Below are 22,520 nucleotides of genomic sequence, written 5' to 3'. Positions count from 1 at the left end.
CATGACCAGGAACCTCGACGACTACAACCGCATGCGCGATTTTTCGGCGACGTCTGAGCCCGCCGCGGTCAAACGCCGTGGCCGCAGCAAGGCCAGCGACCATGCGCTGCAGTTCTGCATACAGAAGCATGACGCTTCGCACCTGCATTACGACTTTCGCCTGGAACTCGATGGCGCGCTGAAGAGCTGGGCGGTGCCGAAGGGGCCGTCGCTCGATCCCAAGGTCAAGCGCTTGGCGGTGCACGTCGAAGACCATCCGCTGGATTACGCCACGTTCGAGGGCAGCATTCCCGAGGGGCATTATGGCGCGGGCGATGTGATCGTCTGGGATCGCGGCGTGTGGATTCCGCTGGAGGATCCGACCAAGGCTTACGCCAAGGGCAAACTCAAGTTCGAGCTGCAAGGCGAAAAGCTCTCCGGGATCTGGAATCTGGTGCGCACGCACATGCCGGGCAAGAAGGAAAACTGGTTTCTGATCAAACATCAGGACAGCGCCGCCCGCCCGCAAGACGACTATGACGTGCTCAGTGCAGAGCCGGACAGTGTGCTCAGCGAGCGTACCCTGATCAGCAAACCGAGGCTCGCCGCCGAGCAAGCCAAACCTGTGAAAAAGTCTGCGGCCAAACCTCGCAAAGCGGCGTCCGGAACACTCACCGGAGCACGCAAGGCCAAACTGCCGGCGCAACTCAAGCCGGAACTGGCGACCCTGGTCGACAGCGCACCCGAGGGGCAGTGGAGCTACGAGATCAAGTTCGATGGCTACCGGATCATGGCGCGCATTGATCACGATCAGGTGCAACTGTTCACCCGCAACGGTCACGACTGGACGCACAAACTGCCGCAACAGGCGCAAGCCCTCGCTGAGCTGGGCCTTGAGTCAGCATGGCTGGACGGCGAAGTGGTGGTCACCAACGAGCGCGGTGTACCGGACTTTCAGGCGCTGCAAAACGCCTTCGAAGCCGGGCGCAGCGCCAGCATCATGTACTACCTGTTTGACATGCCGTACCTCAACGGTGTCGACCTGCGCGAAGTGCCGGTCGAGGAGCGCCGCGCGGCGTTGTCCACGGTGCTCGGTGGGCATGAGCAGCCGTTGCTGCGCTTCTCCGAAGCCTTCGACGAAACGGCGGATGCACTGCTCAACAGCGCCTGCCAGATGCAGATGGAAGGGTTGATCGGCAAACGCCTCGGCTCGCCTTACGTGTCGCGGCGCAGTAGCGACTGGATCAAGCTCAAGTGCAAGCATCGGCAGGAATTCGTGGTCGTCGGCTATACCGATCCGAAAGGCTCGCGCAGTGCGTTCGGCGCGTTGCTGCTGGGCCTGCATGATCGCGACAGCGGCGAGTTGCGCTATGCCGGCAAGGTCGGCACCGGGTTCAACGAAACCACGCTGAAAAGCATCCTCGCCCAGCTCAAGCCGTTGCAGGTGAAGAAGGCGGCGGTGGTCAATCCGCCGAGCGGCTTCGAAGCCAAAGGCGTGCATTGGCTCAAACCGAATCTGTTGGCAGAAGTGGCGTTCGCTGAAATGACCAAGGACGGCTCGGTACGCCACGCCGTGTTCCATGGTCTGCGCAATGACAAACCGGCCAAGGCGATTACCGAGGAGCGAGCGAAACCCGTGAAAACTTCAGCGAAAGCCACCCCTGCGAAAAAAGCTGCCTCGTCGAAGAAAGCTAGCGAATCAAACAAAGCGGCTGAGTCAAGGAAAGCCGAACCGGCGCCGTCACAGCTGGGGCTGGCCAGCGGCAAGGTGCGTATCACTCACCCGGATCGGGTGATCGATGCGGTCAGCGGCACCACCAAGATGCAACTGGCCGAGTATTACGCCAGCGTCGCCGAGTGGATTCTGCCGCAGCTCAAGGATCGCCCGGTTGCGCTGGTACGGGCGCCGGACGGCATCGCCGGCGAGCTGTTCTTCCAGAAAAACGCCGAGCATCTGGCGATTCCCGGCATCACCACGCTGGACAAGGACGTCACTGGTCAGCCGGTGATGCTGATCAACAACGCCGAAGCGTTGATCGGCGCGGTGCAGATGAGCACGGTCGAGTTGCACACCTGGAACGCCACTACGGTCGATCTGGACAAGCCTGACCGGTTTGTCCTCGATCTCGACCCCGACCCGGCATTGCCATGGAAAAGCATGGTGGAAGCCACGGCACTGACCCTGACCGTACTCGATGAACTGGGACTCAAGGCGTTCCTCAAGACCAGCGGCGGCAAGGGCATTCACCTGGTGGTGCCGTTGACGCGCAAACTTGGCTGGGATGAGGTCAAGGATTTCAGCCACGCGATCGTCAGCCATATGGCCAAGCTGTTGCCGGAACGGTTTTCTGCGGTTTCGGGGCCGAAGAATCGGGTTGGACGGATCTTCATCGACTATCTGCGTAACGGTCTTGGCGCGACGACGATCTGCGCTTACGCCGCGCGCACCCGTGAAGGCTTGCCGGTATCGGTGCCAATTTATCGCGAAGAGGTGGCCGAGCTGAAGGGGGCCGATCAGTGGAACGTGAGCAACGTCCACCAGCGCCTGGCGGAGGTCGGTGACAAACCGTGGGCAGACCTGAAGAAAACCCGCCAGAGCATCACCGCAGACATGCGCAAACGGCTGGGCCTGAAAAAGTAATCAAGCGTCGCGCAGCAAGTCATGAGCGTTGAGTAGCTCGAAAGCAATTTCCGGTCGATTTTCCAGACCTCGGCGGATCGCCGCCGGGATTGCTTGCCGGGTTTTGCGGCAAAGGCCGGGCAGTTCGTCGATGACGATTGCAATGCCGCGCATGGTGCGCACCTCATTGAAGCCCGGTGCGACGTCCACGCGAATGCCCAACTGCTCGAACATCTTGCGCTGCAGGCGTTCGAGATCGGCCAGACTCTGCAGGTTTTCCAGACGTTCGAGCAGGCGCTTTTCTTCCTGCCGGGTCAGCAGCAAGATGCGCACATCCGCGCCGGGCGTTTCCAGCAACGGATCGCGCCCGCAAATGCAGGCGCCGGGTGGGCAAGGCGAGCGAATGGGCAAAGGAGTCGTCATGGCCTCCATCATAGAGGCCGTTCGGCCAGTTTGCCCATGGTCGCTCAGTTCCCATCCATCGGCGGTGCTATACGGGCCTGCTACTGATTCAGGCCTTCGTAATGCGCCAGTATCGCGTTGGCCAGCTCTTCATCGCTGGCGTTGATGCCGGGATTGTCCTGCCGCACCTGTTGCAATACAGACTCCAGATAGACCCCTCGGATCGCACCGTCGCTGGCGACAAATGCCGTCAGGTCGTCACGGGCGGGGATGACCATCTTGTGGTCCTTGAAGGTTGAATAAAGCGAAGCGGATACCCCGGCCGAGGTGGCGACGTCCTTGGCATCCACACGGGCCATGGCCGAGCCGAATGGCAGGCATAAGATTAACGACGAAACGAGCAATAACTTGCGCATGACGGTGTTCCTCCACAAGCGCGAAGCAAAAGGGAAGTACTACATAGCGTGAGAGGTGTGCGAAAGGAGGGAGTTCCATCGAAGCACAGGACTCAGTGAGCGCCTGGTGAGCAAGGCACCTGCTATTAACTGTAGACCCGATTTGCCTGCCAGCCCTGCGCGAATCGCTGAAAGACTTCAGCCAGAGCGGCCGCAGGGTCATGTTCCGCCCAGGCCGGCCGATAACGCCCAGAGCGGAAAAAGACTCTCAAGTCGGGAACAGACGCGCGGGTTTGCCCTGACGTGATATTCTTCGCGCCAACTTGGTTTGACCTAATTCAGTCTGCCTGCCCTTGGGCGGGCTGACGGAATCCCTGTCGCTCAAGTAGCTGAAGCCAATAATGATAAGAAGTCAGTTCAGAAGGGACATTAACTGAGGTCGATGCAGTCCGTCGGCCTTGTGTGCCCACCCGTCAAAATTGCAGTGTGAAGGTGCTCGCGACCCTGGCCTGAGTGTCGCGAAAAAGGCTCCCACACGTACAACAGCGGCGGGCGGAAGGCGTTTTATCATAGGTGCAACAGATGTTTAAGAAAGTGAACACGGCCTTGCTGGGGCTGGCTTTGGCGATGGGGATGTCTTCCGCCAATGCTGCAGAAGCGAAGAAAGTAGATGTACTGCTGATCGGCGGCGGCATCATGAGCACCACCCTGGGTGTGTGGATCAATGAGCTGGAGCCAAGCTGGTCGATGGAAATGGTCGAGCGTCTGGATGGCGTCGCCCTGGAAAGCTCCAACGGCTGGAACAACGCCGGTACCGGTCACTCCGCCCTGGCTGAGCTGAACTACACCCCGGAAGACGACAAAGGCAACGTGACGATCCCGAAAGCCGTCGAGATCAACGAAGCGTTCCAGGTGTCCCGTCAGTTCTGGGCCTGGCAGGTTCAGCAAGGCGTTCTGAAGAACCCTCGCTCGTTCATCAACACCACTCCGCACATGAGCTTTGTGTGGGGCGATGACAACATCAAGTTCCTGAAAAAGCGCTACGAAGCCCTGCAAGCGAGCCCGCTGTTCGCCGGCATGCAGTACTCCGAAGACCCGGCTGTGATCAAGAAGTGGGTCCCGCTGATGATGGAAGGGCGTGACCCGAACCAGAAAATCGCGGCCACCTGGAGCCCGCTGGGTACCGACATGAACTTCGGCGAAATCACCCGCCAGTTCGCCGGTTACCTGCAGACCAAGCCTAACTTCGATTTGAAGCTGTCGAGTGAAGTCGAAGACATCACCAAGAACGCCGACGGCACCTGGCGCGTCAGCTACAAAAACCTGAAAGACGGCACCAAGACCGAAACCGACGCCAAGTTCGTGTTCATCGGCGCCGGTGGCGGCGCTCTGCATCTGCTGCAGAAGTCGGGCATTCCTGAAGCCAAGGAATACGCTGGCTTCCCGGTCGGCGGCTCGTTCCTGGTGACCGATAACCCGGCCATCGCCGAGCAGCACCTGGCCAAGGCCTACGGTAAAGCTTCGGTTGGCGCACCGCCGATGTCGGTTCCGCACCTGGACACTCGTGTTCTGGACGGCAAGCGCGTCATCCTGTTTGGCCCATTCGCGACCTTCAGCACCAAGTTCCTCAAAGAAGGCTCGTACCTGGACCTGCTGACCAGCACCACCACCCACAACATCTGGCCTATGACCAAGGTCGGCATCAAGGAATACCCGCTGGTCGAGTACCTGGCCGGTCAACTGATGCTGTCGGATGAAGACCGCATGAACGCGCTGAAGGAATACTTCCCGAACGCCAAAGCCGAAGACTGGCGCCTGTGGCAGGCCGGCCAACGCGTGCAAATCATCAAGCGTGATGAAGCCGCTGGCGGCGTGCTGAAACTGGGCACCGAAATCGTTGCTGCACAAGACGGCTCCATCGCCGGCCTGCTGGGCGCATCGCCAGGCGCGTCGACCGCTGCACCGATCATGCTGAGCGTGCTGCAGAAAGTCTTCAAAGACAAAGTCGCCACCCCTGAGTGGCAAGCCAAGCTGCACCAGATCGTGCCAAGCTACGGCACCCAGCTGAACAGCGATCCGGCCAAAGTGGCACAAGAGTGGGCGTACACCGCCAAGATCCTCGAACTGCCGACGCCTCCGGTAATCGGTCAGGCGGCTGCTCCAGCTGCACCTGCCGCTGAAAAAGCTGCGGCGCCGAAGGAAAATGCTGCACGTGACATGGCTCTGTAACTAGACGCCAGATACGCAAAAGCCCACTGCACCGGTAACGGTCAGTGGGCTTTTTTATGCCACCAATCCCTGTAGGAGCTGCCGCAGGCTGCGATCTTTTGATCTTGCTCTGAACAGATAAAGATCAAAAGATCGTCCGATCGCGGCCCGAACCTTCGGCAGCTCCTACAGGGTTGGCCAGCGTTCAAACCTACAAGGATGTAGGCGCTTGAAGCGAGGGTATTCAGGCTTTTGCTTTTGCCAGATAGGCGCCAAGCCGCCGCCCCATCTCTTCCCCCAGCGCCTGCAACCCGCTCAACGGCCGCACCATCACCTCGAACTCGACAATCTTCCCGCTCTCATCAAAGCGAATCATGTCGATGCCCTTCAGCTCTTTCGCCCCCACCTTGGCGCTGAACTCCAAAACCACATTCAAACCATCGGCAGTCGCCAGTTCGCGGTGGTATTTGAAATCTTCAAAGACGTTGAACACGGTGTTGAGGATCATCGTCACCACTTGCGCGCCGGGGTAGGGCGAGTGGGCCATGGGCGAACGGAACACGGCATTGGCATCGAGCAGTTCGGGCAAGGCCTTAAGGTTGCCGGTGCGGATCATCTCGTGCCAGTGCTTCAGGGATTCGGCGGCGTTGGGGTGCAGGTTCAGTTCGGACATTGACCACTCCTGGGATTGTTGTTGTTCTTCGCGCGACGGCACTCACTTTAGTTCAAAGCGGCGGATCACGAACCGTTGTGCGTCGATCTGAATACCAGACCATGGCCGAAGCGGATCAGATGGGCATCTGATCCGTATTTTTCTGTTGGATCTGCCTCTGTTTCCGGCTCAGTCAGGCGATCAAAATGGCCCTGCAGTCCGGTCACCCGCGGCAGTCCTTCATCCCGAAGCGCCCGGTGCACCGCCAGCTCAGTATTGAGGAGAGCAGCATGAACAAGATGGCGATTTTTCTGGGTGGGTTTCTGACGTTGACCATTCTGATCGGAATGCTTGCGACGATTTCTCCGGTCTGAGGTGGCCTGTTGCAATAGACGTCCACAGATGTGCAGCGCGAATCGTGGTTAAATTCCGCGCCTCACATCCGTAAATGGACTTCATCCTATGGCCGAACGACGTATTCGCCCGCTCGCAATCTGTGTTTTTCACCATAACGGCAAAATTCTGGTTAATGAATTTCGTGATCCGGTAAGCCAGCAAATCTGTTTTCGGCCTGTTGGCGGTGGTATCGAGTTCGGCGAGACCAGTGCCGAGGCTGTCGTGCGTGAAGTACAGGAGGAGCTGGGCCTGTCCGTGACCGACTTACGACTGCTCGGCACACTTGAAAGTCTGTTCGTCTACAACGGCAAACCGGGGCATGAAATTGTCCAGGTCTACGATGCGACGTTTGCTGATCCTGATGCGTATGAACTTGCACAAATCCATGGCCATGAAAGTGACGGGGCTCCCTTCACCATCCGCTGGCATGACAGCTCAAGTTTCAGCGAGCAGGAGCCATTGGTTCCAAAGGGATTGCATGAGCTGCTGAAGAGCGCAGGATTGCTCGTTTGAGATCCGGCGAAGATCTCGATTTCAGTCTCTTCTGGCCTCTTCGCGAGCAAGCCCGCTCCCACATTTTGTCCGGTTGACGCTGAACCACTGTGGGAGCGGGCTTGCTCGCGAAGGCGCCTGTCCAGACAACGCAATAACCGGCTATCAGTGATCAAGCACATCCTCCATCCACTGCAGATACTGCGCCCGCTCGGAAATCGAGTTGTGCCCCGCATCCGGCACCACCCGCAGCGTCGCCACGCCTTTGGGGAAACTCTGTAGCAGTCGCTGCGTGCTGTCCCGTGGTATCACCTCGTCATCGCTGGCCGCCAACAGCAACGTCGGCACGCGAATGTGCGCGGCATAGCGACTCGACTCGAAGCGATCCTTCAGCAGCCACTTCACTGGCATCCACGGATATTGGCGGACGGCGATGTCTTCAAGGCTGTTGTACGGCGTCACCAGAATCAGTTGTTTCGCCGGGCGCTGACTCGCCAGGCGCACCGCCACCCCCGAACCCAGGCTGCGGCCGATCACGGCAATCTGCGGATGGCTGGCGTACACCTGATCGAACAGTGCCAACGCATCTTCGGCGATCGCTTCCTCCGAGGGCGAGCCGCTGCTGCCACCGAAACCCCGATAGTTCAGCAAAAACAGCGCGTAGTCGGGAAAGGCCTCGCTGAACGACGGCAGATTGCGCGACACGTCCTCGGCATTGCCGCCAAAGTAGATCAGTGCTTTCGGCCCGACATGTGCGCGCGTGGCTACCCACACATCGGCATCCGGCATCGTCAGTTTCAACCGCGAATCCGTCGTGGCGACGGCGCTGTCAGGCTGGGGGAAATAGATCAGCGAGCGCTGAAATACGAACAGCGCCCCGCACAGCAGCAGGTAGAGGGCGATGAGCAAGGCGACGAGTGACATCAGTTTTCTGGACATTCGACTAACTTTAACCGGGCGCGGGTGTTCGCTGTCGCAGTGTAGTCCAGCGCAGTGGACGGGCAGCCGTCGCACACAACGTGCAACAGCTTCACGCAGCAGGGGAACCAGCATGAGCCACACTGAGGGTTGCTCCCGGCGCCGGTTACTCACACTGGCTGCCGGGGTTTCGGCGGTCTTCACCTTTGACCGGGCGTTGGCCACCGCCACGCCGCCGCCGGCCACTTCGCCCAGCACGGCAGGAGACCAGACCATGCAGACCCGCGCCATCCCTTCAAGCTCCGAGCTGTTGCCAATGGTGGGCCTGGGCACGTACCGCGGCTTCGATGTTGCGCCCGGCGACCCCGCCTATAAACAACTGCCGGCGGTGCTCGATGAACTGTTCAAAAAGGGCGGCACGCTGATCGACAGCTCGCCGATGTATGGCCGCTCCGAGCAAACCACTGGCGAGCTGTTGTCGATCCACGAACCACGCTCGCCGGCATTTCTGGCGACCAAGGTGTGGACGCGCGGGCGCAAGGAGGGCATCGCGCAGATGGAGCAATCCTTCAGCCTGTTGCGCACCGAACGCATCGACCTGATGCAGATTCACAACCTGCTGGACTGGCAAAGCCATCTGCCGATCCTGCGCGAGTGGAAAGCCGAGGGGCGCATCCGCTACATCGGCATCACCCATTACACGCCGTCGGCCTATGAAGAAGTCGAGGCAGTGCTCGGGGCCGAACAACTGGATTTCCTGCAAATCAACTACGCCCTCGATGACCGTGGTGTGGAGAAACGCATTCTGCCGTTGTGCCGCGAGCGCGGGGTGGCGGTGATCTGTAATCGGCCGTTCGGTGGCGGCGGCTTGCTGACACGGCTCAAGGGCAAGCCGCTGCCGGGTTGGGTGTCGGATGTGCAGGTCAACAGTTGGCCGCAACTGGCGCTGAAATATCTGCTTTCGCATCCGGCGGTGACTTGCGTGATCCCCGGCACCGGCAATCCGCGCTATATGGCCGACAACGCCGGTGCCGGATTTGGGCCGATGTTGACCGATGCGCAGCGGTATCAGTTGATAGCGTTGATTGGCTAAGCCGGCGTCTGCTGCGGAAACAGATGCTCCTTGAGGAAGTCGATGAACACCCGCAGTTTCAGCTGTGGATGCTTGCCCGAGGGCCACATGATCCGGTAGACGCCTGTCTCTGCGCAGTCGGGCAAAATCCGTTGCAAGCGCCCATCGGCCAAGGCCTCGCTGACGCAGAAGTCCGGTAGATAGGCGATGCCCAGGCCTTGCAGGGCAAAGCAGATCCGCGCTTCGAGGTTGTTGCAGACCATCGAGGTCGGCACCTGCAGATCGACTTCCTGGCCGGCTTCGCGCAACGGCCAGACCTGCAGCTTGCCGGTGTTGGGAAAGCGAAACTGAATACACGAATGACTGAGCAGATCGGTGGCTTGCTGCGGTACGCCATGGGCCTGAAAGTAGAGCGGCGCCCCCACCAGAATCATCCGGTAGCTACCGATCAGGCGCGAGGTCAGGCTGGAATCCGGGACATCTCCGGCCCGCAACACCGCGTCGTAGCCTTCCTCGATCACATCGACCCGGCGGTCATCGAACGTCAGGTCGAGATCCACCGTCGGGTAGGTTTTCTTGAACCGTGCCAGCACCGGTAAAAACGGCTCGCCCACCAGTGGCAAACTGATCTTCAAACGCCCGCGCGGGGCGGCGTTGGTCTGGGAAAACTCCATTTCCGCCGCTTCGATCTCGGCAAGGATGCGCAAACTGCGTTCGAGAAACCGCGTGCCGTCCTCGGTCAGCGTGATGCTGCGCGTGCTGCGATTGAACAGGCGCACGCCAAAGCGTTCTTCCAGGCGCACGATGCTTTTGCCAATTGCCGAAGCCGACACGCCAAGCAGGCGCCCACTGGCGACAAAGCTGCGAGTTTCCGCCACCGACACAAACACATTCAACGCATTAAGGCTGTCCATCACGATTCTCGATTTCACCGGTGGGGTTCAATTTACCTTAGTCATTGCGGAACAAAACGTCCGTATATAACGGAGTGGCGACCCACTTAATCAGCCAGGGGCATGGCTTCTATCATCGGCGCCACAGTCCTCTACCGAGATTATCGCCATGTCCGACATTATGCAGCGCTGGGAAATTTCCGCGTTTGGCCTCGCCAACCTCAGCCAGGTCCAGGCCCCGCGACCAACCCCGAAAGCCGGAGAAATCCTGGTCAAGATCGATGCGGTTTCGCTTAATTACCGTGATACCCAAGTCGCGGAAAACGGCATGACCGCGGCGTTGAAATTCCCCTTCACGCCAGCCTCGGACATGGCCGGTACCGTGGTCGCGGTCGGCGAGGGCGTCACGCGCTTTCAGAGTGGCGACAAAGTCATCTCCACCTACATTACCAACTGGATCGACGGCAATCCGAAAACCTGGGCCGAGATGCCGACCCAGGGTGGGCCGATTCCCGGCATGTTGGCGCAGTACGTTGCCACGCCGGCCGACTGGTGCGTGCGCGCGCCGAAAAACCTCAGTGCAGTCGAGGCCAGCACACTGCCGATTGCCGCACTGACCGCGTGGATGGCGTTGATCGAACTGGGTCATCTGCACGCCGGGCAAACCGTGGTGGTGCAAGGCACTGGCGGGGTTTCGCTGTTTGCCGTGCAACTGGCGGCGGCCAGTGGCGCCAACGTCATCGTCACCAGCAGCAGCGACGACAAGATCGCCCAGGCCATCGCCCTGGGCGCCACTCATGGCATCAACCGCAGCACCACACCGGACTGGCACACCGCTGTGCTGGAACTGACCGACGGGCGCGGCGCCGATCACATTCTGGAGATGGCCGGCGGCGACAACCTCGGGCGCTCTCTGCAGGCAGTGGTGCCTGGAGGTCTGGTGTCGATCATCGGCCTGCTCGATTCTGACGAGTTGCGCACGCCGATCATGCCGCTGCTCGGCAGCCGCGCCTCAATCGTTGCGGTGGCCGTCGGCCCGCGTCGGGCGCTGGAGGACATGGTGCGGATGATCGATCACCACGGGATCAAACCGGTGATCGATGCGACCTATGCCTTCGATCAGGTGACTGAAGCGTTCGCCCATCTCAATCGCGGGGCGTTCGGCAAGGTTGTGGTCGATTTCAACAAGGCCTGAAACCACCTGTAGGAGTGAGCCTGCTCGCGATGGCGGTGAATCAGTCACCGATGATGCCGAATGACACACCGCCATCGCGAGCAGGCTCACTCCTACAAGGGGCCGTGTTGTCTGGGTAATTTTTCATTTTTTTTGATGAGAGTCTATGAACCGTTCCCCCCATCCCATGTCCGTCATGCCCTTCATCATTCTGGGCCTGTTCGGGCTGTACACCCTGGAACTCGGCGTGGTCGGCATTCTGCCGCTGATCGTCGAGCGTTTCGGTGTCAGTGTCGCCCAGGCCGGTTTGCTGATGAGCCTGTTCGCGTTCATCGTCGCGCTGTCCGGGCCGTTTCTGGTGCTGGTGTTCTCGCGGTTCGACCGCAAGAAAGTGCTGGTCGGTGCGTTGCTGTGTTTTTCCGTCAGCAGCGTGCTGTCGGCCTATGCACCGAACTATTCGACGTTGATGGCGCTGCGCATTGTTCCGGCGATGTTGCACCCGGTGTTTTTCTCGGCGGCGTTTGCTGCGGCGATTTCGCTGTACCCCAGGGAGCGTGCGACCCACGCGACCACGGTCGCCTTCATCGGTACCACCCTCGGACTGGTGTTCGGTGTGCCGATTACCGCATGGGTCGCCGGGCGGTTTTCTTATGAGGCGTCGATTCTGTTCTGCGCCGTCGCGACCTTGCTCGCCGGGCTCGGATTGCTGCTCAGGCTGCCTCGGCAGAATGCTGCGCCGGAGAGCTTCGCAAGTCAGCTGTCAATCCTGAAAAAGCCGCCGGTGTGGCTGGCGATCATCGCCACGGTGCTGGTGTTCACCACCAAGTTTGCGGTGTACAGCTACGCCGCCGAATACCTGAAAAACCAGACCGGCCTGGACGGTGAAACCATCAGTTTCCTGTTGGTGATCTTCGGTGTCGGCGGGGTGCTGGGCAACCTGTTGGCCGGGCGCGCACTGGCCACACATCTGGTGGCGACTGCGTTGCTGTTTCCGATTCTGTTGAGCATCGCCTACCTGATTCTGGCGGTGTTCGGCAGTGCTTCGCTGGGCTCGATGTTGCTTATCGTGCTGCTGTGGGGCGCGATTCACACCAGCGGCATGATCATCACCCAGATGTGGCTGACCAGCGCCGCGCCCGAGGCGCATTCGTTCGCCACCAGCCTGTATGTGTCGGCGGCCAATGCCGGGATCGCCCTCGGTTCGTGGATCGGTGGGGTGTTTATCGACACTTGGGGCCTGCCGGCCACGATCTGGTGCGGGTTGCTGTTTGCGCTGCTGTCGTTGCTGACGATTGGCGCCAAGGCCATGTTCTATGGCGGTCGTGAAGAGCGCCCGAACCTGAGCGGGGCAAGCGTCGCCTAGTGCGCCTTGCGCAGGGCGCCGATAAAGGCTTGCAGCGCTGACGACATCTGGCGATTGCTCGGGTAATACAGGTAGAACGCGGGGAAGGGTGTCGACCACTCTTCCAGCAGCGCCACCAGTGCACCGCTGTCGAGTTCGTCCTTGATCCACTCACGGATCCACACCGTGATACCCAGCCCATCCAGCGCCGATTGCATGGCAACGGCGCAGTCACTGACCACCAGAGAACCTTTCACGCTCAATTCGAACGGCATGCCATCGCGGAAAAACCGCCACTTGTACAGCCCGGACTCCCCGGAACGCCGCCAGTTTACGCAGCGGTGATCCAGCAAGTCGGCCGGCTCGTGCGGGCGACGTTTGCCTTGCAGGTAGTCGGGCGAGGCGATGGCGATCTGCGTCAGCGGTTCGCTGAGTTTGAGCGCGACCATGTCTTGTTCGATGAACTCACCCAGACGAATCGCCGCGTCGTAGCCTTGGGCAACGATGTCGGCGGTGCTGTCGTCGGTGGTCAGTTCGAGTTTGATGTCCGGGTAGGTCGCTTGAAATGCCGGCAGGATCGGTTGGATGAAGTGCAGCATCGCTACCTGCGGCGCGCAAATGCGCAGGGTGCCGACCGGTGTGTCGCGGTAGTCGTTGAGTTGTTCCAGCGCTGCGTCCAGATCGGCAAAGATCTCGCCCAGGCGTTCGAACAATTTACTCCCGGCCTCGGTGGTAGACACGCTGCGCGTGGTGCGATTGAGGAGGCGTACCCCCAGACGCTCTTCCAGACCCTTGATGGTCTGGCTCAGTGCCGACGCTGAAACCCCCAGCGCTTGGGCGGCGCGGGAGAAATTGCGCTCGCGGGCAACGGCAAAAAATGCCCTGAGATGGCCAAACTCTTGGTCGCGCATTATGTATGCCCAGCTTCACAATGTTTGTAGATGTTTTGGCATTCTAAATAAAGCTTCCGGGTCAGACAATGCGGCTACAGGCCAATGCGCCGACCGTCACCCTGGAGCCCACCATGTCTTTCAATGCTCATTTCGATGTTTTGACTTCCGCGCTAAAACCGTTGCCCGATGCTCAACGCTTGCTACTGATCAAGGGCGGAACCCTGGTCACCCAGGACGAACGCCTGGGCAATTTCATCGAAGGCGATGTGCTGATTCGTGGCACGGAAATCGTCGAGGTCGGCGTAGGACTCAATGCTCACGACGCTGAAGTCATCGATGCCAAAGGCATGATCGTGATTCCCGGCATGGTCGATACCCATCGCCACGCGTGGGAAGGTCAGTTGCGCCGGATCAACCCGAACTCGCCGACGCTTGAAGACTACTGCAACGCCACGCATTTTTCCTTTGCCAAATACTACCGTCCGCAAGATATGTACGTCGGCAACCTGCTGACGGCGCTGGGTGCGATCAACGCCGGCATCACCACCATCATCGATAACTCACACAACGCCCGCAGCGGCGCGCATTCCGATGCGGCCATCGACGCTTTGCACGACGCCGGCATCCGCGCGGTGCATGCGCCGGGTGCGCCGTTGTCCGGTGAGTGGGAGTCCACGCAGTGGCCGGGCGATCTGCGCCGTATCAAAGACAAGTACGCCGGTTCGCCCGACTCGCTGGTGACCCTGGCGATGATGGCGCAACTCGACCGCGAACAATGGGCAGTTGCCCGCGAATTGGGCCTGAATATCGTCACCGAATTCTTCGGCGCCGGTATGGCGGCGGAGCTGGATGCGCTGCACGAAGAGGGCCTGCTGGGCCCGGACAATATTTTCAACCACTGCACCTGCCTGCCGGATCACGGTTGGTCGATCCTGCGCCACGCCGGGGTCAAGGTGAACGTCTGCCCGCGCTCCGACGCGCACTACGGGCTCGAAGACGGCGTGTTCGCCTGGCAGAAAGCTGTCGATCACGGCCTGCATCCGGGCCTGAGCGTCGACAACGAAAGCTCTTACGGCGGCGACATGTTCGGTGAAATGCGCGTGGCGTTTTACCTGCAACGGGCGGCGGCGCACAGCGCGCGTTTCCATGGTCAACCAGCGCCGGAACTGGTCAGCGCCGCGCAACTGCTCAAAGCCGCCACCCTTGATGGCGCGGCGTGTGCCGGACTCGAGACGCGCATCGGCAGCATCACTCCGGGCAAGCAGGCCGACATTGTGTTGATCCGCACCGACAACCTCAGCGTCTACCCGTCGAACAACGCGCTAGGCACGGTGGTGCATGCCGCCGAACGTGGCGATATCGACACCGTGATCATTGCCGGGCGCATCCGCAAACAGGCCGGTGTGGTGCTGGGCGTGGATCGCGAACAACTGAACCGGGCCACGGAAGAGTCGCGCAGCTACCTGTTCAATGCCGCCGGTTACAGCCCTGATCCTTTCGCGGAGCACTTCGCCCCGCTGCATACCCACTGAGAGGTGCACGGTCATGATCCTGATTTCCTTTGCCCTGGCCTTGCTGGCTGGTGTGGCGATTGCCGTGCAAGCGGCGGTTAACAGTCAGTTGGCCGGGGCCATGACCGGCAACACACTGGCAGCGGCGTTCTACTCGTTTCTCAGCGGCATGCTGGTGCTGGGTGCACTGGCATGGATGCGCGGTGGTCTGGGCGATGCCTTGAGTGTGATCCCGGCGCAACCCGGCTGGCGTCTGGTCGGTGGTGTGCTCGGCGCCGGGGCGATTTTCTGCACCGTGTGGCTGGCGCCGCGCATCGGTCTGGCGAATCTGCTGGTGCTGGTCATCGCCGGGCAGTTGCTGTCGTCGGTGGCGATCGATCACTTCGGCTGGCTGGGCGCAGTGGTCCGTCCGGCGGCATCGATCAAGATCGCGGGCGCAGTGGTGGTGCTGCTGGGCGTGGCGCTGACGCTGTTTGGTGAGCGGCTGATCGCGATGCTCGCCCGGTCTTTCTGACCCACAAATCTGCCCTGTGGGAGCGGGCTTGCTCGCGAAGGCGTCAGCGCATCCAGCACCTTCATTGCCTGATACAGCGCTTTCGCGAGCAAGCCCGCTCCCACAGGGGGATACGGGTTTGCCTGAGTCTTCTACGAACAACTTCATAGGTGTCGCCGTGACTGCATTCATTCATTCGGGGATGCGCAATGGATTGTCGACCCTGGCCGGCGCATTGCTGCTGGCAAGTTTCAGCAACGGAGCTCACGCGGATTTTTTCGCCGATTCTCATGCGTCGTTCGAAACCCGCAATGTCTACTTCAATCGGGATTTCCGTGATGGCCCATCAACCCTGCAATCAAAACGCGAGGAGTGGGCACAGGGCCTGATGCTCAAGTTCGAGTCCGGGTATACGCCGGGGTTGGTGGGGTTTGGGGTCGACCTGCTGGGCATGGTTGGTGTGCGTCTGGATTCCAGTCCCGATCGCGCCGGCAGCGGTTTGTTGCCGGTGCGCAGTGATGGGCGCGCAGCCAGTGAGTACGGCAAATTGGGAGTGACGGCCAAGGTCAAAATCGCCAAAACCGAGCTGAAGGCCGGGTCGTTGATCCCGGTCCTGCCGACACTGCGCCCGCAGGACGGGATGATCCTGCCGCAGTCGTTTCGGGGTGCGATGGTGATCTCGCAGGATCTGCCGGGTGTGGTGCTGACGGCGGGGCAACTGGATCGGGTCAAGGGGCGCAATGACACCAGCTACGAGCCGATTGCGCTGAACAACAAGAACAACCGCTTCGTCACCAATGCCCAGGGCGCGCACCTGAATCTGGTCGGCGTGGATCGGCAGGTGAACGACAACCTCAAGGTCAGTTATCACTACGCGTCGCTGAGCGATGTCTACGATCAACACTTCGTCGGTCTCACCGATACGCGGCCCATGGCCGGCGGCACGGTGAGCAGCGACCTGCGGTTTTTCTCCAGTGAAAGCCTGGGCGCGGCGAAGGCCGGGAAGATCCGCAATCAGGCGCTCAACGGTATGTTCGGTTACGCTGCGGGCGGGCACAAAGTCAGCGTCGGCTTTCAGGCGATGCTCGGCGACAGCGCATTTCCCTATGTCGAAGGCAGTGATGCTTACCTGGTCAACTATGCGCAGATCGGCGATTTCGCCGAAGCGAAGGAGCGCTCGTGGCAAGTGCGTTATGACTTCGATTTCAAGCGCTTGGGCATTCCCGGTCTGACTTTCATGAGCCGCTACATCGATGCCGATCATGCGCAAGTGGCCGGCAAGACCGGCCAGGAATGGGAACGCAATACCGAGGTCAAGTACGTGATCCAGAGCGGCACTTTCAAGGACGTTGCCTTGCGTTTGCGCAATGCGACTTATCGCTCGTCGTTCAGCCGCGATGCCGATGAAACCCGGATCCTCATCACCTACACCAAAGCGCTGTGGTGAACTCAGCCGCGATACCGCAACGCCTCCACCAATAACGCAAACGCCGGCGCCGCCTGACGCCTGCTCGGGTAGTACAGGTGATGACCGGCGAAGGTCGGGCACCAGTCTTCCAGCACTTGCAGCAGGCTGCCGTCGGCCAGATACGGCGCGACAATGTTTTCCGGGATGTAGCTCAGACCGAAGCCATCGAGTGCGGCGTCGAGCAGCGGGTAGACGCCGTTGAGGGTGACTTGCCCGGAGACACGCACCTTGAGGCTTTCGCCGTCCTTCGCGAACTCCCAGGTGTACAGCCCGCCGTTGGTGGGCAGGCGCAGGTTATTGCAGGCGTGCGCGGTGAGGTCACGCGGTGTTTGCGGCTTTTCACGTTTGGCGAAATAGGCCGGCGAGCCGACCACCGCCATGCGCATGTCGGGGCCGATGCGGGTGGCGATCATGCCTTGGGCCACGTCTTCGCCCAGGCGCACGCCGGCGTCAAAGCCTTGCCCGGCGATGTCGACGAAGCCATAGTCGCAGCACACCTCGACGGAGATGTCCGGGTACTTGGGCAGAAATTCCTTGAGCACCGGACGCAACAGCCAGTTCAGCGAATGGTCGGTGGCACTGATGCGGATCCGGCCGGCCGGGGTTTCGCGCAGGTTGCTCAGGGCGGCCAGTTCCAGTTCGATCTCTTCGAAACGCGGGCCGACGGTCTGCAGTAAATGTTCGCCGGCCTCGGTCGGGGAGACGCTGCGCGTGGTGCGGGTCAGCAGGCGCAGGCCCAGACGCGCTTCAAGGGCGCGGATGGTATGGCTGAGCGCCGATTGCGAGACGCCGAGTCTGGCCGCGGCTTTGGTGAAACTGCGCTCGCGGGCCACGGCGAGGAAGGCGAGCAGGTCACTGGCGTTTTCTCGAAGCATTGATGAGTGTCCTGCATAAGTTTTTTCGAATTCTAGTCGATTATCTGAAGAGTCTGGCTCGTTAAAGTGACGCAAGTTCCCTGTAGGAGCTCTCGTACAACTTTGGAGTCTTGTGATGAATTCAATTGCAACTGCGCAGGTCCCACGTGTAATCGTCACCGCCAACGGTTCTCAGCCCTCGGCCAAGGGCCCGGCAGACTGGTTCACCGGCACGGTGCGTGTCGATGCGCCCTTCAAGGGCAGCGATGCCGCCCGCGTCAGCGGCGCCACGGTGACCTTCGAGCCGGGCGCGCGAACGGCGTGGCACACCCATCCATTGGGGCAGACGTTGATCGTCACCGCCGGCGCCGGTTTTGTACAGGAGTGGGGTCAGCCGGTTCGGCAGATTCGCCCTGGCGATACCGTATGGATCGCTCCCGGTGCCAAGCATTGGCACGGCGCTGCGGCGCATACCGCGATGACCCATATAGCGATCGCCGAAGTGCTCGATGGCAAGGTGGTGGACTGGATGGAACAGGTCACTGATGCGCAGTATCAGAAAGCGGAATGACGCTCTGACCCCTATACCCCATGCAAGTGCGCTAGCGTTTTTCGTGCGTAGTGACACTTGTTACCAAATGAAATATATTCGCATTCATGTAGGTTGCCCCCCTCCAGGATGCCGCTGTGCCCGCTGATTTTCCTTCCGCCCAATCCCCGCGCAATCAGTTGCTGTCGTTGCTTTACAGCGACCATCACGGCTGGTTGCAGAACTGGCTGCGCAAAAAGCTTGGTTGTTCGCAACGGGCGGCGGATCTGGCGCAGGACACCTTTATCCGCGTGCTGACTCTCGCCGAGCCCGAGCGTTTGCAGGAGCCACGGGCCTTCCTGACGACCACGGCAATTCGTCTGCTGATCGATGGCGAGCGCCGGCGCAAGCTGGAGCGGGTGTATCTGGCGGTGCTCGCGCATGAAAGCGAAGACGCGGCGGCGATCAGCCCGGAAGATTTCCATCAGATCATCGAATTGCTCGAATCCATCGCGCGTCTGCTCGAAGGTCTGGCGGAGAAACCGCGCCGGGCGTTTCTGCTCAATCGTCTGGATGGCTGGAGCCACGCCGAAATTGCCGAACATCTCGGCGTGTCAAAAAGCATGATCAAGCAGTACATCGCTCAGGTCATGGTGCATTGCTATGTCGCGTTGTATGGCGGTGCGCCGTGATCAGCGGGTCGGAGCCGAGTCATGAAACGGTGGTCGCAGCGGCGCAATGGCTGTCGCTGCTGCATTCCGGCGAGGCCAGTGAGCAGCAGCGTCAGGCGTTCGCCCAATGGCGCGAGGCCGACCCGAGTCATGCGCTGGCGGCGTCACGCCTGGCGTTGTTATGGGGGCGTTTTGACGGCTTGCCCAAGAGCCGTGCGCGCAAGACCCTTGACCGGGTGCTGGCATCGAAACGCGGCAGCACCCTGCGCCGCACCGGCACGTGCCTGGCTGTGCTGATCGCCGCAAGCGTGGCGTGGCAAGGCGTGCAGCAGGGGCCGGTGTGGCTGGCGGACCAACGTACTGCCGTGGGCGAGCGGCGCGATTTGATGCTGGCCGATCACAGTCATTTGAAGCTCAACAGCGACTCGGCGGTGGACCTGCATTTCGACGGCCAGCAACGGCTGATCGATCTCAAGCGCGGCGAACTGTGGGTCGAGGTGGCGAAGGACCCGCAGCGGCCATTCGTGGTGCGCACCGAGCACGGCACCGTGACAGCACTTGGCACACAGTTTCTGGTGCGTCGCGAAGCCGGGCAGACCCGGGTTACCGTACTGGAATCGGCGATTGCCGCACGCCCGGTCGAGCATCCGGAGAACGCTGTGCGTGTCGCGGCCGGTCAGCAGGCCACGGTGTTTGCCGACCATGTCGACAGCCCGACGTCACTGGGCCATAGCGACCCGGCGAGCTGGACACGCGGCGTGCTCAAGGTTGACGACCGTCCGTTGGTGGAAGTGCTTGATGAGCTGGCGCGATATCGCTCGGGCGTCATGCATTTTGATCGGCAGGCGCTGGCCGGACTGCGAGTGTCGGGTTCGTTTCCGCTCGGCGACAGCAACGCGGCGCTGGCGGCCTTGCAGACCAACCTGCCGATCCGCGTGCAGCGTTTTACCGATTGGCTGGTGTTGATCAAACCCGAATCCTGAACCCGATACAAAACCTGCAGGCTCACTCCTACAGTGGATTTCGGTGGTCTGAAAAAATAAATCAACGGTCCACTGTCCTTTTCCCGAACTCACCCGTCATGGCCTGAGAAACCAAAACAACTTCCAGGAATCCACCCATGACCCGCCCCGTTGTCCGGCTGCATCCACTCGCTGCCGCGCTGTTTCCGATCTTTCTCGCCGGTGCCGCGCTGCCGGCGGTCGCTGACGACGCCAGTGTCGCCCAGAGCCGCGTGCAAACCTTCGCGGTGCCGGCCGGTGACCTGAGCGTGGCTCTGAGTACGTTGGCCGAGCAGGCTGGGGTGGCGCAGGCGTTCGATCCGGCGCTGACCCGTGGCAAGCAGACCCCGGGCCTGAACGGTCGCTACACCCTGGAAATGGCGCTGGCGCGGCTGCTCAGTGGCAGCGGTCTGGAAGCCGTGCAGGTCGGTTCGACTTACCGCTTGCAGGCATTGCCGTCGGGGGCCGGCCAGGTGCAACTCGACAGTCTGTCGATCAGTGCGCCGGAAGTGGTCGATGGACCGTTCGGGCCGGTTGACGGCTACGTCGCGCAGAACAGCATCAGCGCGACCAAGACCGGCACGCCGATCCACGAAACCCCGCAATCGATTTCGGTCATCACCCGCGAGCGAATGGAAGCGCAAGGCGTGCAGTCGGTGAACGAAGCGTTGCGTTACACCCCGGGCGTGTCGAGCTACGGCGCCAACAATCGTTCGGACTGGTACACAGTGATTCGCGGTTTCTCGCCGACCACTTACCTCGACAGCCTGCAACTGCCGACCACCATCAACCTGGCGAGCTGGATGGTCGATCCGTACATGCTCGAACGCGTTGAAGTGCTGCGTGGCCCGGCCGGCGTGCTCTACGGGCAAGGTGATCCTGGTGGCGTGATCAACCAGGTGTCCAAGCGTCCGAGCGCGGTGGCAGCCAACGAAGTCGGCGTGCAGTACGGCACCGATGCGCGCAAGCAGATCAACTTCGACAGCACCGGCCCGCTCGACGATCAGGGCGTGTGGTCGTACCGCATGGTCGGCGTGCTGCGCGATCAGGACATCAAGGACACCCCGTGGCAGGACAAACGCCAGGCGCTGGCGCCGTCGATTACCTTCGCGCCGGACGACGACACCCGCTTCACCTTGCTGGCCAGTTATCTGTACGACGACAGCAACTCCGGAGACGGTTTCTATCCGTCGGCTGGCACCATCGACTACAACCCCAACGGCCACATCAAGCGCAACATCTTCGAGGCCGACAAAGACTTCCAGAAGTACGAAAAGCGCCAGTACTCATTCGGTTATGAATTCTCCAAACGCCTGAGCGACACCTGGCAAGTGCGGCAGAATCTGCGTTATTCGCACCTCGATCTGAACGACAACATGATCTACGGCGGCGGCTTCCAGGAAGGCTCGCTGACGACCATCGACCGTTGGGCCGGCATCGCCGACTTCACCTACAAACGCTGGACCGTGGACAATCAGGCGCAGGCCGATTTCAGCGTTGGCGGCATCGATCACACGGTGCTGTTGGGTCTGGATTACCAGCATCAGGATGCCACCGACAAAGAGGTCTATGCCCTCGCGGCACCGGTCAATGCGTATAACCCGGTATTCGTGCCGTTCGACCGTTCGGTGTTCAACGACCCGGACAAAAGTTACCCGAGCAACATCGATTCGACTTTGAATCAGACCGGTCTGTACCTGCAGGATCAGTTGAAATTCGACGACCACTGGCGCCTGACCCTCAGCGGTCGCTATGACTGGGCCACCAGCGAAACCCAGGATCATCTGGCACACACCACGACCAACCAGAAAGATGAAGCCTTCAGCGGCCGTGCCGGTCTGGTGTATCTGGCGGACAACGGCCTGGCGCCGTACGTCAGTTACTCCACCGCGTTCACCCCGAACGCCGGTCTGGATGCCAACGGCAAACCGTTCGACCCCACCGAGGCCAGGCAGTACGAAGCCGGGATCAAGTTCGCGCCCAAGGACACCAACGCTTCGGTGACCGCCGCAGTGTTCCAGATCACCCAGACCAACGTGCTGACGCCCGGCCCGGTCAACCCGAATTACTCGGTGCAGACCGGTGAAATCCGCTCCCGAGGTTTCGAGCTGGAAGGCACGGCCAGCATGAGCCGTGAGCTGGACGTGATCGCCAGTTACACCTATCAGGACGTGAAGATCACCAAGGCCAATGACGTCAGCGAAGGCAAGACCCCGACGTTCATCCCGATCCCGCGCAACATGGCGTCGCTGTGGGGCGACTACACCTTCCATGACGGCTGGTTGAAGAACTTCGGTCTTGGCGCTGGGGTACGTTATGTCGGACGCAATCCGGGAGCGGCGGACAACTCGCTGAACATCCCGTCGTACACCGTGTTCGATGCCTCGGCGCACTATGTGACCGGGCCTTGGAAACTGGCGCTGAACGTCACCAACCTGACCAACGACGACTACATCTCCGGTTGCTACGACGCGACCCGTTGCCTGTATGGCAATCCGCGCACCGCAGTGGCATCGGCGACGTATCGCTGGTGATGGAGAACGCCCCTCTCTGCGCA

At 60.8% G+C, this 22,520-nt stretch carries 21 protein-coding genes; 14 read left to right on the top strand and 7 right to left on the bottom strand.

Annotated features, from left to right (window positions below; translation table 11 throughout):
• Window position 1: 1 nt before the first annotated feature.
• Window positions 2-2,620: a DNA ligase D gene (gene ligD / locus ACVHNU_RS13920; protein WP_473020024.1), complete on the top strand. Its 2,619-nt coding sequence runs from the start codon at window positions 2-4 to the stop codon at window positions 2,618-2,620.
• On the opposite strand, the gene ACVHNU_RS13915 is transcribed toward ligD, so the two are convergent.
• Together ACVHNU_RS13915 and ACVHNU_RS13910 are read right to left on the bottom strand one after the other, a co-directional pair.
• Entirely contained in the window at window positions 2,621-3,022 is a 402-nt protein-coding gene (locus tag ACVHNU_RS13915; RefSeq protein ID WP_103520397.1) for a hypothetical protein, read from the bottom strand. It lies immediately after the preceding gene.
• Between the two features lie 80 nt (window positions 3,023-3,102).
• On the bottom strand, window positions 3,103-3,417 hold the full coding sequence (locus ACVHNU_RS13910; protein ID WP_003226153.1) for a DUF2388 domain-containing protein: 315 nt from the start codon (window positions 3,415-3,417) through the stop codon (window positions 3,103-3,105).
• Between the two features lie 561 nt (window positions 3,418-3,978).
• Between ACVHNU_RS13910 and mqo the strand changes: the two genes are divergently transcribed.
• On the top strand, window positions 3,979-5,625 hold the full coding sequence (mqo, locus tag ACVHNU_RS13905) for a malate dehydrogenase (quinone) (protein WP_003226151.1): 1,647 nt from the start codon (window positions 3,979-3,981) through the stop codon (window positions 5,623-5,625).
• Between the two features lie 223 nt (window positions 5,626-5,848).
• Here mqo and ACVHNU_RS13900 read toward each other — a convergent pair whose 3' ends face one another.
• On the bottom strand, window positions 5,849-6,277 hold the full coding sequence (locus ACVHNU_RS13900) for a nuclear transport factor 2 family protein (RefSeq protein ID WP_473020023.1): 429 nt from the start codon (window positions 6,275-6,277) through the stop codon (window positions 5,849-5,851).
• A gap of 185 nt (window positions 6,278-6,462) precedes the next feature.
• Here ACVHNU_RS13900 and ACVHNU_RS13895 point away from each other — a divergent pair, with 185 nt between their 5' ends.
• On the top strand, window positions 6,463-6,630 hold the full coding sequence (locus ACVHNU_RS13895) for a hypothetical protein (RefSeq protein ID WP_473020022.1): 168 nt from the start codon (window positions 6,463-6,465) through the stop codon (window positions 6,628-6,630).
• Between the two features lie 88 nt (window positions 6,631-6,718).
• Window positions 6,719-7,165: an NUDIX hydrolase gene (locus ACVHNU_RS13890; RefSeq protein ID WP_473020021.1), complete on the top strand. Its 447-nt coding sequence runs from the start codon at window positions 6,719-6,721 to the stop codon at window positions 7,163-7,165.
• 144 nt (window positions 7,166-7,309) lie between these two features.
• Here the strand turns inward: ACVHNU_RS13890 and ACVHNU_RS13885 are convergent, their stop codons facing one another.
• On the bottom strand, window positions 7,310-8,083 hold the full coding sequence (locus ACVHNU_RS13885) for an alpha/beta hydrolase (protein WP_473020020.1): 774 nt from the start codon (window positions 8,081-8,083) through the stop codon (window positions 7,310-7,312).
• Between the two features lie 112 nt (window positions 8,084-8,195).
• On the opposite strand from ACVHNU_RS13885, the gene ACVHNU_RS13880 reads away from it, so the two are divergent.
• Complete coding sequence (locus tag ACVHNU_RS13880) at window positions 8,196-9,155, top strand: aldo/keto reductase (protein WP_473020019.1); 960 nt, start codon at window positions 8,196-8,198, stop codon at window positions 9,153-9,155.
• Here the strand turns inward: ACVHNU_RS13880 and ACVHNU_RS13875 are convergent.
• On the bottom strand, window positions 9,152-10,048 hold the full coding sequence (locus tag ACVHNU_RS13875; RefSeq protein WP_045122531.1) for a LysR family transcriptional regulator: 897 nt from the start codon (window positions 10,046-10,048) through the stop codon (window positions 9,152-9,154). The two genes, ACVHNU_RS13880 and ACVHNU_RS13875, sit on opposite strands and share 4 nt — an antisense overlap.
• Before the next feature lie 148 nt (window positions 10,049-10,196).
• Between ACVHNU_RS13875 and ACVHNU_RS13870 the strand changes: the two genes are divergently transcribed.
• Complete coding sequence (locus ACVHNU_RS13870) at window positions 10,197-11,222, top strand: zinc-dependent alcohol dehydrogenase family protein (RefSeq protein WP_473020018.1); 1,026 nt, start codon at window positions 10,197-10,199, stop codon at window positions 11,220-11,222.
• Window positions 11,223-11,367: 145 nt separating this feature from the next.
• Window positions 11,368-12,564, top strand: a complete 1,197-nt coding sequence (locus ACVHNU_RS13865; RefSeq protein WP_473020017.1) for an MFS transporter — start codon at window positions 11,368-11,370, stop codon at window positions 12,562-12,564.
• On the opposite strand, the gene ACVHNU_RS13860 is transcribed toward ACVHNU_RS13865, so the two are convergent.
• On the bottom strand, window positions 12,561-13,454 hold the full coding sequence (locus ACVHNU_RS13860) for a LysR family transcriptional regulator (RefSeq protein ID WP_262141544.1): 894 nt from the start codon (window positions 13,452-13,454) through the stop codon (window positions 12,561-12,563). The two genes, ACVHNU_RS13865 and ACVHNU_RS13860, sit on opposite strands and share 4 nt — an antisense overlap.
• 113 nt (window positions 13,455-13,567) lie before the next feature.
• On the opposite strand from ACVHNU_RS13860, the gene ACVHNU_RS13855 reads away from it, so the two are divergent.
• The 3 genes from ACVHNU_RS13855 (at window position 13,568) to ACVHNU_RS13845 (ending at window position 16,887) form a co-directional block, all read left to right on the top strand.
• Window positions 13,568-14,968: an amidohydrolase family protein gene (locus ACVHNU_RS13855; RefSeq protein WP_473020016.1), complete on the top strand. Its 1,401-nt coding sequence runs from the start codon at window positions 13,568-13,570 to the stop codon at window positions 14,966-14,968.
• 13 nt (window positions 14,969-14,981) lie between these two features.
• On the top strand, window positions 14,982-15,461 hold the full coding sequence (locus ACVHNU_RS13850; protein WP_338802402.1) for a DMT family transporter: 480 nt from the start codon (window positions 14,982-14,984) through the stop codon (window positions 15,459-15,461).
• Window positions 15,462-15,642: 181 nt separating this feature from the next.
• Entirely contained in the window at window positions 15,643-16,887 is a 1,245-nt protein-coding gene (locus ACVHNU_RS13845; protein ID WP_473020073.1) for an OprD family porin, read from the top strand.
• A gap of 2 nt (window positions 16,888-16,889) precedes the next feature.
• Here ACVHNU_RS13845 and ACVHNU_RS13840 read toward each other — a convergent pair whose 3' ends face one another.
• Window positions 16,890-17,783: a LysR family transcriptional regulator gene (locus ACVHNU_RS13840; RefSeq protein WP_473020014.1), complete on the bottom strand. Its 894-nt coding sequence runs from the start codon at window positions 17,781-17,783 to the stop codon at window positions 16,890-16,892.
• A gap of 115 nt (window positions 17,784-17,898) precedes the next feature.
• On the opposite strand from ACVHNU_RS13840, the gene ACVHNU_RS13835 reads away from it, so the two are divergent.
• The 4 genes from ACVHNU_RS13835 to ACVHNU_RS13820 all read left to right on the top strand — a co-directional run bounded on the left by ACVHNU_RS13835 (window position 17,899) and on the right by ACVHNU_RS13820 (window position 22,497).
• Window positions 17,899-18,333, top strand: coding sequence for a (R)-mandelonitrile lyase (locus ACVHNU_RS13835; protein WP_338802400.1), 435 nt, complete (start codon window positions 17,899-17,901; stop codon window positions 18,331-18,333).
• Window positions 18,334-18,449: 116 nt separating this feature from the next.
• Window positions 18,450-18,983, top strand: coding sequence for a sigma-70 family RNA polymerase sigma factor (locus ACVHNU_RS13830; RefSeq protein WP_201137237.1), 534 nt, complete (start codon window positions 18,450-18,452; stop codon window positions 18,981-18,983).
• Window positions 18,983-19,945 carry a FecR family protein gene (locus tag ACVHNU_RS13825; protein WP_473020072.1) on the top strand — a complete coding sequence of 321 codons (963 nt, stop codon included), beginning with the start codon at window positions 18,983-18,985 and terminating at the stop codon, window positions 19,943-19,945. The genes ACVHNU_RS13830 and ACVHNU_RS13825 overlap by 1 nt, the downstream gene beginning before the upstream one ends.
• Before the next feature lie 137 nt (window positions 19,946-20,082).
• The gene (locus ACVHNU_RS13820; protein ID WP_473020013.1) at window positions 20,083-22,497 is read left to right on the top strand and encodes a TonB-dependent siderophore receptor; all 2,415 of its coding nucleotides are present in this window, start codon (window positions 20,083-20,085) and stop codon (window positions 22,495-22,497) included.
• Window positions 22,498-22,520 lie beyond the last annotated feature (23 nt).

It is taken from the genome of Pseudomonas sp. Ors-4-3C (assembly GCF_055755035.1).
Note: the sequence above shows the minus strand (reverse complement) of the source record. Positions and strands in the feature narration are given on the sequence as shown.